General features: G+C 68.8%; 14 protein-coding genes. 13 read left to right on the top strand and 1 reads right to left on the bottom strand.

Annotated elements, in window-relative coordinates; all coding sequences use genetic code 11:
- The first annotated feature begins 454 nt into the window (after positions 1–454).
- From AB0N89_RS22020 to AB0N89_RS22035, 4 genes are all read left to right on the top strand, one after another.
- The gene (locus tag AB0N89_RS22020) at positions 455–1,762 is read left to right on the top strand and encodes a hypothetical protein (protein ID WP_364207204.1); all 1,308 of its coding nucleotides are present in this window, start codon (positions 455–457) and stop codon (positions 1,760–1,762) included.
- A 169-nt stretch (positions 1,763–1,931) separates the two neighbouring features.
- The gene (locus AB0N89_RS22025) at positions 1,932–3,236 is read left to right on the top strand and encodes a hypothetical protein (RefSeq protein WP_364207206.1); all 1,305 of its coding nucleotides are present in this window, start codon (positions 1,932–1,934) and stop codon (positions 3,234–3,236) included.
- 113 nt (positions 3,237–3,349) lie between these two features.
- The gene (locus AB0N89_RS22030; protein ID WP_364207208.1) at positions 3,350–4,198 is read left to right on the top strand and encodes a replication-relaxation family protein; all 849 of its coding nucleotides are present in this window, start codon (positions 3,350–3,352) and stop codon (positions 4,196–4,198) included.
- Positions 4,195–4,869, top strand: a complete 675-nt coding sequence (locus tag AB0N89_RS22035) for a hypothetical protein (RefSeq protein ID WP_364207210.1) — start codon at positions 4,195–4,197, stop codon at positions 4,867–4,869. The genes AB0N89_RS22030 and AB0N89_RS22035 overlap by 4 nt, the downstream gene beginning before the upstream one ends.
- A gap of 139 nt (positions 4,870–5,008) precedes the next feature.
- On the opposite strand, the gene AB0N89_RS22040 is transcribed toward AB0N89_RS22035, so the two are convergent.
- Positions 5,009–6,523, bottom strand: a complete 1,515-nt coding sequence (locus AB0N89_RS22040; RefSeq protein ID WP_364207212.1) for a recombinase family protein — start codon at positions 6,521–6,523, stop codon at positions 5,009–5,011.
- Positions 6,524–6,677: 154 nt separating this feature from the next.
- On the opposite strand from AB0N89_RS22040, the gene AB0N89_RS22045 reads away from it, so the two are divergent.
- The 9 genes from AB0N89_RS22045 to AB0N89_RS22085 all read left to right on the top strand — a co-directional run bounded on the left by AB0N89_RS22045 (position 6,678) and on the right by AB0N89_RS22085 (position 14,254).
- Positions 6,678–7,010 carry a hypothetical protein gene (locus AB0N89_RS22045; RefSeq protein WP_364207214.1) on the top strand — a complete coding sequence of 111 codons (333 nt, stop codon included), beginning with the start codon at positions 6,678–6,680 and terminating at the stop codon, positions 7,008–7,010.
- 10 nt (positions 7,011–7,020) lie between these two features.
- Positions 7,021–7,506 (top strand): hypothetical protein, encoded by a 486-nt coding sequence (locus AB0N89_RS22050; RefSeq protein WP_364207216.1) that lies wholly within the window; start codon positions 7,021–7,023, stop codon positions 7,504–7,506.
- Between the two features lie 89 nt (positions 7,507–7,595).
- Positions 7,596–8,576, top strand: coding sequence for a helix-turn-helix domain-containing protein (locus AB0N89_RS22055; protein ID WP_364207218.1), 981 nt, complete (start codon positions 7,596–7,598; stop codon positions 8,574–8,576).
- Positions 8,577–8,616: 40 nt separating this feature from the next.
- Complete coding sequence (locus AB0N89_RS22060) at positions 8,617–9,384, top strand: MoaF C-terminal domain-containing protein (protein ID WP_364207220.1); 768 nt, start codon at positions 8,617–8,619, stop codon at positions 9,382–9,384.
- Between the two features lie 35 nt (positions 9,385–9,419).
- Positions 9,420–9,812 (top strand): nuclear transport factor 2 family protein, encoded by a 393-nt coding sequence (locus AB0N89_RS22065; protein WP_364207222.1) that lies wholly within the window; start codon positions 9,420–9,422, stop codon positions 9,810–9,812.
- Positions 9,809–10,987 (top strand): ABC transporter substrate-binding protein, encoded by a 1,179-nt coding sequence (locus AB0N89_RS22070; protein ID WP_364207224.1) that lies wholly within the window; start codon positions 9,809–9,811, stop codon positions 10,985–10,987. The genes AB0N89_RS22065 and AB0N89_RS22070 overlap by 4 nt, the downstream gene beginning before the upstream one ends.
- Before the next feature lie 12 nt (positions 10,988–10,999).
- Complete coding sequence (locus AB0N89_RS22075; RefSeq protein ID WP_364207226.1) at positions 11,000–11,860, top strand: branched-chain amino acid ABC transporter permease; 861 nt, start codon at positions 11,000–11,002, stop codon at positions 11,858–11,860.
- Positions 11,847–13,562 (top strand): ATP-binding cassette domain-containing protein, encoded by a 1,716-nt coding sequence (locus AB0N89_RS22080; RefSeq protein WP_364207228.1) that lies wholly within the window; start codon positions 11,847–11,849, stop codon positions 13,560–13,562. The genes AB0N89_RS22075 and AB0N89_RS22080 overlap by 14 nt, the downstream gene beginning before the upstream one ends.
- The gene (locus AB0N89_RS22085) at positions 13,559–14,254 is read left to right on the top strand and encodes an ATP-binding cassette domain-containing protein (protein WP_364207230.1); all 696 of its coding nucleotides are present in this window, start codon (positions 13,559–13,561) and stop codon (positions 14,252–14,254) included. Before AB0N89_RS22080 ends, AB0N89_RS22085 begins: the two co-directional genes overlap by 4 nt.
- The last annotated feature ends 82 nt before the right edge of the window (positions 14,255–14,336 follow it).

The raw sequence follows: 14,336 nt of genomic DNA on the forward strand, positions 1-14,336 counted from the left end.
CTTTTGGTTGATCGGCTGGAATAGCTCCGGAGTAGAGATCCCAGTGGCGCGCAGCGTTCCGATCGTGTCCAGTGCACGCGACATTCGCATGGTTGGATGTCAGGTTCTTGGGCCAGGGTTCATGTACCGATGATGTCTGTCGGACCCCTTGTATTGCTCGTACCCTCGAACTAGTGCCTGTGGCCGGATGATCCCCGCGCTGCTGAACATGTCCCGCCGAACGGTGTGGTGTTGACCGATGGGCACGCGTCTTGTACGCGTGCGTTCCGGTCATTGCGCCGTGGTCGGCAAATTCCCTTTTGTGCGAAGCGAAACAGCTATCCCGCTGTTGTCGGCTTGCTGTACCCGCGCACTGTCGTGCGCTGGTTCGGCGTCGATACGAGCGGGGTTGCATCGTGCTGCGCCGCCATTCTGCATGGCTGCAACACGGTGCCCTAAGAGGAGTTGATGCAGCATGTTCAAGACAGTTCAGCAGTGGGACGCAATCGCGTCAGCGGACCCGTGTACGGGGTCGCCGCTGGAGCGGTTGGTGTGTGATCCCTCCGGCGAGTTCAACGCGTTCATGGCGTGGGTGTCCTACACCCTGTGGGCCTGGATCACGGTGTGGTGGCCGCTGCTCGTGGTGGCCGCCGTGCTGGCGTTGGCGGCGGGTGCGGTGCTGGCCCAGGTGGTGCGGTTGCGCCGTGAGCGGGAGATGGCGGGAGCGCGGTTTTTCGAGATCACCCCGCCGCATCGTCTGCCCGCCGATGGCGCGGTGCCGTTGTGGCGGCTGATGGCTTCGACACTGACCGGGGTGTCGGCACGAGCGCGGGTCGCGATGGTGTTGTGGGCCTATGACCCGGATGGCCGGGTTCGCGCGGGGATGTGGGTTCCGGGTGGTGGCCCGGCGCGGTCGGTGGCACGTGCGGTGGAGCACGCGTGGCCCGGTTGCAGGCTAGTCCCGACCGTGGCGCCCCGGTCGCCTGCGGGCGCGGTCGGTGCGACGGAACTGGTGCCGAGTGAGGGACCATGGGCGCCACTGGTCGATCACCTGCATCGCCCGGAGCGCGGTGTGGTGGCGGTCGAGGACGAACCGTTGCGCGCTGTGCTGGAGGGGATTTCCGACCACGCGGTGGCGGGTCGTTTCGCGTCGGTTCAAGTCGTGATTTCCCCTTCCCGCGGAAGTCGCCGGCGTGGCCGCGGGACGGGTCGCCGGCGGGCTCTGACCAGCCTGATCGGCGCCGCTCTGCTCGCGGTCGCGCGCGGCTTGGTCGGCGCTGTGGAACTCATGTTGTCGTCGGCTTCGTCGCACGATTCTCGACGCGACACGCGGTCGTCCGCGCGGCGCGAGGACGACCCGGTGACCGTTGCGCGTCGGCGGGCGCGGGAGGCAAAACAAAAAGCAGGGCCGCACCTTCGTGCGACGGTCAGGTTGGTCGTCGCGGGCACTGGCACGCCGCGCACGGCGCGGCGTGCGTCGGGTGAGCTGGCCGCCGTGCTGGCCGCGTTGGCGACCGACGAACACGACACCGCGCGACTGCGGGTGTGGCGTCCGGCGAGCAAGGTCGCGCGGTATGCGCACGGGCGCGGTTTCGTCGCGAGCGTGCGTGAGCTGGCGTCGGTGTGGCACCTGCCGCACCAGCCCGGGAGCCATGGCTTGCCCCACCCGGAGGCGCCGTTGCGGAAGGCCGACCGGGCCTTGCCCCGGCTCGACGGTGACCGCTACCGCCGTCCCGGACGGGGCGGGTTCGATGGGTTCGGCGGTGGTCGCAATGCGGCCTGACACTGACCGTGAGAACGACAGTGGGAACGCGCGGCGCGGGCTGATCGTGTCGCGATGGGACGACCCGCGCCGCCACTTACCGAAGCTGCTCGGTGCGGCCACGACGGGGGTGTCTGAACTGGTCGGCGTGAGCGTGGCGGATGCTCGGCATCACCTTCACGTGCAAGGCGTGACCGGGGTGGGCAAGTCCACCTGGCTCGCCCATCACGTCCTCGGTGAAGCCGAAGCCGGGCGCGGGGTGGTGCTGCTCGATCCGCAAGGCGACCTTGCCGCGAACGTGATCGACCGGTTGCCCGCCGACTGCGGGGATCGGCTGGTGATCCTCGACCCGGATGAACGCGACGCTCCCGCCGCGTTCAACGTCCTCGACGCCACCGACCCCGGTCAACGGGAACTGGTCGCGGATGGGGTGGTGTCGGTGTTCCGGCGTCTCTACGCCGCGTCGTGGGGACCGCGCATGGATGACCTGATGCGCGCCGCGTGCTTGACGCTGATCCGGCGTGAGGGTTCGACGCTGGCCGACATTCCGCCGCTGCTGCATCACGCGCCGTTCCGGCGCGCGGTGCTGGCGGAGGTCGGCGAACCGGACGGGCTGGAAGGGTTCTGGGCCGCGTTCGATGAGGCCACCCCGGCACAACGTGCCCAGTTGTGCGCGCCCGTCGTGTCACGTCTTCGCGGGGTGCTGACGCGACGGTTCGCCCGCACCCTGCTCGGCGCTGCACGGTCAAGTTTCACCCTGTCCGATGTGCTCGACGGCGGCATCCTGATAGCCCGTCTGCCGAAAGGGAACATCGGTGAGGACGCATCGCGGTTGGTGGGGTCGCTGCTGATCGCCGGACTGTGGCAGGAGATCACCCGCCGTGCCGTCCGGCCGTCCGAACAGCGGCCGGACGCGACGGTCGTGGTGGACGAGTGTCACAACTTCCTCCACCTCCCGATCGGCGTGGAAGACGCCTTGGCTGAGGCACGCGGGTACCGGGTGTCGCTGGTGCTGGCACACCAGCACCAGGCACAGTTACTGCCGGATGTGCGGGAAGGGATCGACGCCAACGCCCGCACCAAGGTGTACTTCACCGTGTCGCCGGATGACGCCCGCCGCCTGGTGCGGCACGTCGCCCCGGATATCGACGAACACGGCCTGCGGCGGCGCCCCGCGTTCCAGATCGTGGCCCGCGCCGTGGCAGGCGGACGGGATACCCCGGCGTGCACCTTGGACACGCTCCCGATGCCGCCCGCCCCGCCCGGCCGTGGCGCGATGGTGCGGCGGGCGGCGCGGGCACGGACCGGGCTCTCACACCGGGAGCGGGACGGCAGTGCTTCGGCCCGCAGGCTCGACACCGCGCCCGCCGCCAGTGGCGCGGCGCAAGCCTTGCGGCAGCACTGGAACACCAGTGAGGGCAACGCGTTCGGCGATGGCAACTCAGTGGGCAGCTCTATGGACAACTCGGTGGGCAACTCAAGGGGCAACTTATGAGTGGCCCACCGAGTTGCCGCCTGAGACGCCCTGAAACCCCTGCGTATGGCCACAGTGGAGGAACCATGCCCGCATCCCGACTTCCTAGGAACAGCAACACCCACCCCCTCAAAGTGGAAATAGAACCGGTCAGCACCGGTGACGCCCTCGCCCGTTCACGTGGGCTCACCGACCGGGACCTGTCCCTGCTCGGCTACCTCGATCAGCACCGGGTGCTGACCGCGCTCCAGATCACGCGGCTGCTGTTCGGGTCAACGCACCACGCCCGTCACCGGCTGGCCGCGCTGTATCACCGTGGCGTGCTCGCACGGTTCCGGCGTGAGGTCTGGCCCGGCTCCCAGTCGTGGCGCTACACCCTCGGCCACGTCGGCGCGGCAGTGCACGCCGCCGCGACCGACACGCCACTACCGAAACCGTCGGCGGTCACGGAGAAGGTTCTCCGGCTGGCGCACTCGCCGCACACCGCGCACCTGCTCGGTGTGAACGAGTTCTTCACTGTCCTCACCGGACACGCGCGCACGCGCCCCGGCTGCCAGCTACGCACGTGGACGCCCGAAGCCGTCACCGCCGACGCGTGCGGCGGCATCGTCCGCCCGGACGGCTACGGCGAATACAGCGACCCGCACGGAACCATCGGGTTCTTCTACGAACACGACACCGGAACCGAAACCCTCGACACCCTCACCGACAAGATCACCAAATACGCCGAACTCGCCCGCTCCGGAATCCGGCAACCCGTCCTGTTCGGACTCCCCGGACCCGGCCGCGAACGCAACCTTCACGACGCGTGGGCGCGCCGCTGGCCGACCGGTCCACCCGTCACCGTGGCCACCACCGCAACCGGCGATACAGCGGTCGTGACGGACCCGGTATGGCTGCCCGCAGGCAGCCACCAACGCCGCACCCTGACCCAACTCGCGACGCCCAAACGCCGCCACTCCCCGCGCCGGGAGGCGGCATGAATCAGCGCACCCACAACCACGAAAGCACGGGCGGGTTGTCGGTGGCGCGGCTGGCCGCGATGGCCGACGCGCTGACCGTCCCGGACGGCGGGTTCACCGTCGATCCCGCGACCGGTGACGCCGCCCGCACCGGCTACGCCGTCGCCGTGCACCCGGAGTGCGAACACATCTGCGACGGCCGCGTCACCGCCGATGATCTCGCCGCCTACCTCACCCGCACCCGGCACGTCCTCGCGCTGCCGGGGCGGGTGTTCGGCGGATGGTGCGACCCCGGAACACGGCGGGTGTACCTCGACGTGTCCGCCGTCGTCGCCACACTCCCCGCCGCGCTGGAACTCGGCCGCGCCGCCGGGCAACGCGCCGTGTTCGACCTCGACGCCGCCACGTCGATACCCGTACCTCCCGCACCGTCGCCCGTCGCAGGAAAGGAGACACCAGCCGAACCCACACCACCGATACCCGCACCACGCGCCGAGAGGACACCGCCACCATGCCCACCCGGCAACCACGCCCGCACCGCCACCTCAAAGCCGTCCCGGCCGACACCCGCAGGAAGGAAACCTACGCCGAAGAACAAGCCCGACTCGACGCCGAAGCGGTCGACCGGTGGGCCACGAAAGTCGCCGACCTCCCGCCGCTCACCGAAGAACGGATCACCTCACTCGCGGTGATCTTGAACCGCATCGACAAACGCCGCCGCGCCGCCAACGCTGAGAGGAACGACGAAAGCCGCCGCGCGGCCTGACACACCGACGACCCGAGGACACACCTGCCCCCGTTTCCGGGGTGTGGCCTCGGGTCGTTGCTCTATCAGGCCGCGTGCTTGCCACGCGTACGGCGCTGGGGCTTGCGCGGGTCGATCCGCACCCGCTTGGGGTCGAACTGGCGTTTCCCGTTCTTGGCGGCAGGATCCAAATAGAGGGTGTCGCCGCTGAGTGCGTCGGTGAGCATCGCGCGGCGTTCGTCGAACTCGGCCGCGTCCCACTGCGCCGCCGCGTCCTCACTGCTCATCGCTTCGGTAGGACCGTCCGGGTTCCCGCCGGTCAAGTCGTCCCGCTCGGCTTCCAACCGTGCGTGTGTGGCCATCAGCGGTTCATTGGCCGCGTCGTAGGCGTCCTCGGTCATCTTCCCCGCGCCGAGTTTCGCCGCGATCGACTTCAGCAGGCGCTCGCACTCGCCGAGTTCGGTGTGGATCTCCGCCAGGCGTTCCGAGACACGCGCTCGCGCGGCGCGGATCGCCGCCGCGTGCTTGGCGTCCGACAGACGCGAGATCACCAGCCCGCGCAACTCACGATCCACCCGCCGCATATCGGCGCCGACCTTGCCGCACCCGCCCGAACTCTTCGAGCAGCCGTACTGACGTCGCCGCTCACCATTCGGATAGGTTCCCGAATGCGGACGCCCGCTCACACCCCGCCCGCACAACGGGCACCTCAAGATCCCCGACCCCACATACACCCCGCTCGGGTTCTGCCCTTGCGTCCGCCCCGCACACAACGCGCGCAGCTTGGCGAACTTCTCCGGCTTCACGATCGGCTCACCCGGCATCGTGCCCACCACCACGCCGTCATGCTCGACCAGACCGGCGTTGATCGGCCTGAGCAGTACCTCCCCGACCTGGCGCGGCAGCCACGTCTTACCCGTGATCGTGCGCAACCCCGCCGCGTTCCACTCGTCCGCGATCGTGGATTGGAACACCCCCGCCAACACCGCGTCCGTGGCGTCACGCAACGCCCGGCGTTCCCGCTCCACCAACTCTGCCGGAACCGGCTTGCGGGTGTCCTTCCCCTCCGCGTCCAACCACTCCTCACGCGGCATCGTCCGATCCAGCCCACCGAACCCGAACCGGCGCCCCTGGTGATGCGGCACACCGCGCTTGCGCAGCACCTCGAACCGCCGCGAGATCCGCTGAGACGCCTCATCGGAGTTGCGCTGATTGTGCGCGACCTCCTGCCGCAACTGATACCGGTCGTTGTAGTCGGTGAGGTCGTAGCGGCCGTGTGAGGACGCCACCGTGTACGAGGTATAGCCCGTGCTTTCGATCAGCTTGAACAGGTCTTCAAGATCCTGCGACTGCCGCCAACCACGGTCGGTGTTCCACAACACCACCCCATCCGACGCCCGCGCCGCGACCCGTTTCATGATCCGGTCCCAGCCCGGACGATGCACCTTCGGGTTCCACGCGGACAGCTTCGGGTCCGAGATCTCCTCACCCAGCACGCCGCCCAACCGGTCGATCACATCCCGGTTGTCGGCGTGCTGGGTCTCGCACTTCTCCAGCTTCCCCGCCTGATTCCGCGACAGGCGCGCATACGAGTCCAACACCGGCTGACGCCCGCCCTGACCTGCACTAACCTGATGACTGAATCCCATGAGATCCACAGTAGGTACATAAGACAGGTTCAGCTAGAACACGAATCGCCACTCACGACCACCCGGCCCGACGCGGCCTGGTGGACGGCGGTGTGTCGACTACGGCGTGGAGCCCCTGCGGGTCAAGCCCGGCCATGTGCGGAATGAGCGCGAACAGGCCGACCACCTCGCGCGCCTGCTGCGCGTGTTCGGCCCGGCGGGGATCCAGGGCGCGCATGTGTACACGTTCATCGCACCGGGCCTGCCCCACCATCCGTCCCGGCCGGAGTACGACTACGACATGGCGTCGTACAGCCTGGTGAAGACCCTGCGCGAACGGCACCACGACGAGGCGTCGCAGTACCGGTTCGAGCCCAAGCGGTCTTTCGTGGCGCTGGCCCGCCACAACCGCGGGCAAGCGGGCATTTTTACCGGACCGGCTACGGAAACCGGTCGGTAACCTCGCCTCGATGACCACTCCGGAGCGCCACGGCAAGGAAGCTCCGGAGCTGCCCGTGTTCACCGTGATCGGATGCCTGATGGGCTTCTTCATGACCGTTCTGGTCCTGATCGGCCCGGCCCTGCTCTGGATCAGCACCTCTTTCGAGCCCGGTGACGACGACCGACTGGTCGTCATCACCATGGGCGCGGTGTTCACGATCGGCGGGCTGGGGGTCGTCGGCTCGCACCTCCGGCAGAACGCCAGGGCCAGGGAAACACACCGCGCGCTCGACCGGACGGGCGTCCGGGCGAAGGCGGAAGTCGTTTCCAGCACGCGGATCTGGGTCGACGAGGTGAGCACACCCACCGACGACGTCGATCTCGTCGTCACCGGTCCGGGAGTGACTCCGTTCAGCGCGCGGGTGCTCACCGAGGACGTCGGCCGCTATGAAACGGGCACGGTGGTACCCGTCGACGTGGACCCTCGGACCCTCCTCTTCCGCCTCGCCGACTGACAGGACACGACCTGGCCGCGATCATTGCCCGGCAGCATCGTATCGCTTATCGTATATGAAATTCACCCCCGATGCTGCGAGGTGACCTCGTGACCACCGCCACCGCCGACCCGACCACCACCACGGTCGCGCGAGATTTCACGGATTTCCGCACGGTGGTGTCGCAATCCTTCGTGCCGCTGCACGTGACGAGCGAACACCGCGACCACTTCCGCGGCCGCATCCGCTCGTGCGGCGCCGACGACGTCCGCTTGACCGAGGTGACCGCGTCCGCGCACATCGTCGAGCGGACGCCCGAGCTCATCGCCAGGGCGGACAGGCACTACTACAAGCTGAGCCTGATCCTGTCCGGGACCGGGCTGCTGATCCAGGACAACCGCGAGGCGACGCTGCGCCCCGGTGACGTGGCGTTGTACGACACGCACCGCCCGTATTCCCTGGCGTTCGAAGAGGATTTCCGCACGCTCGTGGTGATGTTCCCGCAGCGGCTCATCGATCTCCCCCGTGACCTGGTCGGCCAGCTGACCGCGGTCCCGATGTCGGGCAAGCGGGGCATGGGCAACGTGGTGGTGCCCTTCCTCGCGCAACTCGGCAGCAACCTCGACCAGCTCGGCGGGCCGGCGGGCGTCCGGCTCGCGCATACGGCGGTCGATCTGCTCGCCACACTGTTCGCCAGCGAACTCGACCTCGCCCGCGCGACGGCCGGGCCGCACCACGAGCTGATGCGCCGGGTCCTCGCCTTCATCGACACGAACCTCTCCTCCACCGACCTGGGCCCGGCCCAGATCGCCGCCGAGCACTACATCTCCACCCGGCATCTGCACGGCCTCTTCCACGAACAGGGAACGACCGTCTCGGGCTGGATCCGCACCCGCCGCCTCGAACACTGCCGCCGTGAATTACTGGACCCCGTGCACGCTTCACGGCCGGTCGCCGCCATCGCGGCGAAGTGGGGATTCGTCGACGCGCCGCATTTCAGCCGCGTGTTCAAGACGGAATTCGGTTGCTCGCCGAGCGAACTGCGCCGCGGCTTGACCGTGAGCGATCGGTTGTTGCCGCCCAGCGCGTGACAGCTGGCCCTTCCCGGGCGGTCGCCTGAACGATGACCGCATGTCCGACGCACCCGAGGAACAATGGCGTACCTATGACGAGTTCGCCGCCGGAATAGCCACCTACCGCCTGCCGAACGCGGACCTGTCGGGACGCGAGCTCACCGTCACCCTCGACGACGGGACGACGCTCGCGCTGCGGTTCGAAGACGCGGAAACCGTCACCTGCAACGGCATCAAGGATCCTTACGACGCGGTCGCCGTCCGGGAAGACGTTTTCTTCGTCAATCTCCCACACACCAGTGTGGAAGGTGAAGCGCTCACCGTCGTCTTCTCGACGACGACGCATCGCGCGCTCGCCGTCCGCTCGGTGATCGGCGCCGAAGACGTCGAGGGCGTTCCCCGTGTCTCCCAGACGTTCTGGGCCGGCACGACCGACGCGGGCACACCGACCGGTGAGGAACCGGGACCGTCGCGCGATCTGATCGGCAAGCGCAACGTCTACCGCTACAGCCCGGAACACCTTTACGAGCACGTGTACGTGTCCTCGCAGCGCTACGCCTGGCAGTGCCTCGAAGGCGTGCAGCGCGGCCACGGCGACATGGACCTGTCGACGGTGTGGAAGTTCCAGGACGGGCTCTACCTCTTCTGCTTCCGCGAATTCCGCATCGCCGTGGCCAGTGTGTGGCTGCACGACCTCGGCTACGCGCTGAAGACCACCGGGGTCTTCCTCGGCCTGACCGGCGACGGCCGGTCGGAACATTCCCGTGCGGGCGGGCACATCTACCCGCTCGGCTCGGTCGCCTATCCCGACGCGCAACCGGTCTGAAAGCCGCGGTTCACCAAAGACATCAAGGAGTCTCAGTGTCCAATTTAGACATCATCGCCGCGCACTACGCCGCGAGCGACCGGGGCGATCTGGCGGGCATGCTGGCCCCGCTCGGTCCCGAGACCACCTGGACGGAGGCGGCCGGTTTCCCTTACGCCGGCACCTACACCGGCCCGGAAGAGGTGCGGGACAACGTCTTCGGCGCGATCGCGAAGGACTGGGACGGCTACACCTTCACTCTCGGAGATCTCCTCGACGCCGGTGACGCGGTGATCGGGCTCGGGACCTACCAGGCCAAGCACCGCGAGACCCGGCGCTCGTTCACCGCCCGCGTCGCGCACGTGTGGAAGTTCGAGGGCGGCAAGGTCGTCTCGTTCGAGCAGATCGTCGACTCCGTGCCCGTCGCCGAAGCCATGGAGAACCGGTGAAACCCGCGCGGCGCCTGGTCGCGCTCTCCGCCGCCGTCCTGCTGGCCACGGCGGGCTGTGCCGGGGCCGACAGCGGCTCCGGCGGGCCGATCGTGGTCGGTTCGGTCAACGCGCTGAGCGGCGCCGCCACCTTCCCCGAGGCCTCGCAGGCGGCCAAGGCCGTCTTCGACGCGGCCAACGCGAGTGGTGGCGTGAACGGAAGACAGATCCAGTACAAGGCCCTCGACGACAAGGGTGACCCGGCAGCCGCGGCGGCGGCCGCTCGCGAGGTCGTCGGCCGCGACGAGGCGGTGGCGCTGGTCGGCTCGTCCAGCCTCATCGAGTGCGAGATCAACAACAAGTACTACGAGCAGCAGAAGATCCTGTCCATCCAGGGCATCGGTGTGGACCCGGCGTGCTTCTCCAGCCCCAACATCGCCCCGGCCAACGTCGGTCCGTACCACGACATGACGCTGACCCTGCTCTACGGCTCGGAAACGCTGAAGCTCAACGACATCTGCGCGCTGCTGGAGATCGCGGGCAACACGCTGCCGTCGTATCAGGCGGCCATCGACGAGTGGTCGGCCATCACCGGCAAGAAACTCAAGTACCTCGACGCGACAGTGCCCTACGGCGGTTCCGACTACACCTCCTACATCGTCAAGGCCCGCAACGCCGGGTGCAAGGCGATCACGGTGAACCCGGTCGAGCCGGATTCCATCGGGCAGCTCAAGGCCGCCGCGGCGCAGGGCTGGAACGACGTCACCTGGTTGCTGCTGACCAGCGTCTACAGCGAGAACTACGCCAAGGCCATCACCAACGCCGGCGCCGGGGTGTACGTGCCCGCCGAGTTCTACCCGTTCACCGACTCGACCAGCCCGCAGAACAAGGACTGGCGCGAACTGATGACCAAGAACAACATCCCGCTGACCTCGTTCAGCCAGGGCGGCTACCTGGCGGCGAAGTACTTCCTCGAAGTCGCCAAGGGGATCAAGGGTGACATCACCCGGGAGTCGGTCACCAAGGCGCTGCGCGAGATGAAGCCGATCACCGATCCGATGGTGGGCACGCCGTACGTCTTCGGACCGGGGCAGACCCATCACGACAACACCGCGGGCTGGCCGATCAAGCTCGGCTCCGGCACCAACAAGTGGGAGCTGGTCGCCGACGACTGGCTGCGGATTCCCAAGAAGTAACAGGAGGATTCGATGCTGCAGGGAGCGCTGGCAGGCCTGGCCGCCGGCGGACTGTACGCGGTGTTGGCGGTCTGCCTGACGCTGATGTCGCGGTTGGTGCGGGTGGTGAACTTCGCCCAATCGGCCACCGGGATGTTCGGCTGCTACGTGGCGGTGTTCCTGGCCGTCCAGCTGGGCCTGCCGATGTGGCTGGCCACCGTCGCCGGGATCCTGCTCGGCGGGCTGCTCAGCGCGCTGCTCGGCTGGATCGTGTCCACCTGGCTCGCCGAGGCGGACACCGGAACCCGCTCGGCGGTCACCGTCGCGGTGCTGCTCCTGCTGATCTCGTTGTCGTTCATCCTGTTCGGCAACAAACCGCAGCCGTTCCACCCGATCCTCGACGGCCCGGCCGTCACGGTCGGCGGCGTGGTGATCAGCCAGGTCACCGTGGTCACCGTCGCGCTGGCGGTACTGGTGGCGGTGGCCAGCAGGCTGGTGCTGAGCCGGACCCCGGCGGGAGTCCAGCTCAGGGCGCTGTCCGAACGCCCGACGACGGCCGAACTGCTGGGCATCCCGGCGAAGCGGCTCAGCGTGGCCGTCTGGGCGGTCACCGGGGTGGTCAGCACGCTGGTCATCTCGATCGTCGCACCGTCGCAGTCCAACGACGCGACGTCGCTGGCGATGCTGGTCGTCCCCGCGGCCGCGGCGGCCCTGCTCGGCGGGTTCCGCCGGCTGGACCTCGCGGTCGCGGGCGGCCTGGGCCTCGGCCTGATCCAGGGCGCGGCCGCTCAGGTCGACGGCCTTTCGGTGGTGCGGTACTTCCTGCCGTTCGTCGTGATCGTCGCGCTGCTGCTGTGGTCGCAGCGCAAGGAGGTGTGGGATGCGGCTCGCTGAACGCGGGATACGCACCGGGATCCCGTTCGCGGTCGCCGTCGTGGCGATCGCGGTCGGCTACGGCCTGAGCGTCGGGCTCGACGGGTATTTCGTCTACTTGGGCATGAGCGCCGTCGTCGCCGGGATCTCGCTGCTCGGACTGGGCGTGGTCACCGGCAGCGCGGGGATGATCTCGCTGTGCCAGCTGACCTTCGGCGCGGTCGGCGCCTGGGTGGTGTCGGCGCTGAACGAGGCGCAGGCGCCCGGCGGGTTCCTCACCTGGCTGGTCCTCGGCGGTCTCGCCGCCGGGGTGGTCGGGGTGCTCGTCGGGCTCCCGGCGTTGCGGCTGCGCGGGATCAACCTCGCCGTCGTCACGCTGGGGCTCGCCGCCGCGGCCGACCTCGCGTTGGTCCAGCTCCAGTTCCCCGGTGTCTCCGGTGGGATCTCGGTCGAACGTCCGGACGCCTTCTCCGACGACCGGTCCTACTTCCAGCTCGCTGTCGTGGTGCTGGTGCTGTGCTGTCTCGCGGTGTATTTCCTGCGCCGCGGACGCTGGGGCAGCGCGTGGCAGGCGGTGGCGTTCTCCGAGCGTGGGACGGCGGCCGCGGGCACGAGCGTGCGGACGTCGAAGCTGACCGCGTTCGCGGTGAGCGCCACCCTCGGCGGGATCAGCGGCGGCCTGCTCACCGGGCAGGTCGGGCTGGCGTTCCCGGCCAGTTTCACCGCGATCCAGTCGCTGGCGCTGTACGTGCTGGCGATCATGTCGGGCGCGCATCTGATCGACATGGCCGTGTTCGGCGCGGTGCTGTGGGTCGGGGTCCCGGAACTGCTCAAGCGCTGGGGGATCCCGCAGGACTGGGGGTTCGTGGTGTTCGGCGTGCTCGGCGTCCAGGCGCTGGCCAGTGGCGGCAACCTGGGCACCACGGTGCGGCAGGTGTGGTACCGGCGGTCCAAGAAGGAGCCCGCGAAACTCGACCTCGCCGCCGGGACCGCGGACGTCGAGTCCCAGACGCCCGGTCCGCCGGTGCTCACCGTGCGCGGGCTGAGCGTGAACTTCGGGCACGTGGCCGCACTGTCCTCGGTGGACATCGAGGTCCCGGAACACGGGGTGCTCGGCGTCATCGGCCCCAACGGCGCGGGCAAGTCGACGCTGGTCGACGCGATCAGCGGGTTCCTGCCGAACGCCGAGGGTTCGGCTGAGTTGGGTGGCGAGCCGTTGACCGGGTCACCCTCGACCCGGGCCCGCGCCGGGCTGCGCCGGACGTTCCAGCAGGACCGTGTCCCGCCGGGCCTGACGGTCGGGGCGTACCTGGAGTTCCTCGCCCGGCGGCGGCTCACCGCCGACGAGATCGGTGAGGCGCTGGACTTCTTCGGCTGCCCCGCCGCCCGCACCCCACTGTCGCAAGTGGACGTCGGCGCGCGCAGGCTGGTCGAGGTCGTCGGGCATCTGCTGGCCCGGCCGCGGGTTCTGCTGCTCGACGAGCCGGCCGCCGGACTGCCGCACGAAGAGCACGTCGCGTTCGGGGAACGGCTGCGGCAGGTTCCGGCACGGTTCGGGGTGTCGGTGCTGCTCATCGAGCACGACCTCGACCTGGTGCGTTCGGTCTGCGACACGATCACCGTCCTCGACTTCGGCCGTGTGCTGGCCTCCGGTCCGCAGGCGGAAGTGCTCGCGGATCCGGCCGTGCTCAAGGCGTACATGGGTGAAACGGAGATGCTGTGAACGCGTTGCGGATAGCGGGGCTGACGGTCACCCGCGGTGCCGGGCCGGTGATCCGGGACGTCGACCTGACCCTGGAACCGGGCCGGATCACCGCACTCGTCGGCCCCAACGGCGCCGGGAAGACCAGCTTGCTGGAGGCCGTCTCCGGCGTGGTGCCCGCCGCCTCGGGCACCGTCCACATCGGACCGGACGAGATCACCAAACAGTCAAGGGTCTCCCGCGCTCGACGGGGTTTGGCGCATATCGAACAGGGACGCGCGGTGTTCGGCGGGCTGACGGTGCTGGAGAACCTGATGCTGACCGCGCGTACCCGGGCGCGGGCCGACGAACTGTTCGAGCTGTTCCCGGAACTGGAGAAGCGCCGTGACTCGCCGGCGGCGCTGCTCAGCGGGGGCGAGCAGCAGATGGTGGTGCTGGCCCGCGCCTTCGCCGCGCGGCCGTCGTTCCTGCTCATCGACGAGATGTCGCTGGGCCTGGCTCCGGTGGTGTTCACCCGCCTGCTGCCGATGGTCACCCGGTTCGCCGAGGACGGGGCCGCGATCCTGCTGGTGGAGCAGTTCACGCACCTCGCCCTCGGGGTGGCGAGCGATGCCCTGGTGGTCTCTTCGGGGCGCGTCACCTATGCGGGTTCCGCGCAGGAACTGCTGGACTCCCCCGGCACGCTGCACTCCGCCTACCTCGGCGAGTCCTGACACTCCGCAAGTCCGTGAAGGCCTCCTTGAGGGACCCAGAGTCCCTCAAGGAGGCCTTCACGGACTGTCGCTGTTCCCGAAC

Origin of the sequence: Amycolatopsis sp. NPDC089917 (assembly GCF_040684635.1) — a bacterium.
In the GTDB taxonomy this organism is placed as follows: domain Bacteria; phylum Actinomycetota; class Actinomycetes; order Mycobacteriales; family Pseudonocardiaceae; genus Amycolatopsis.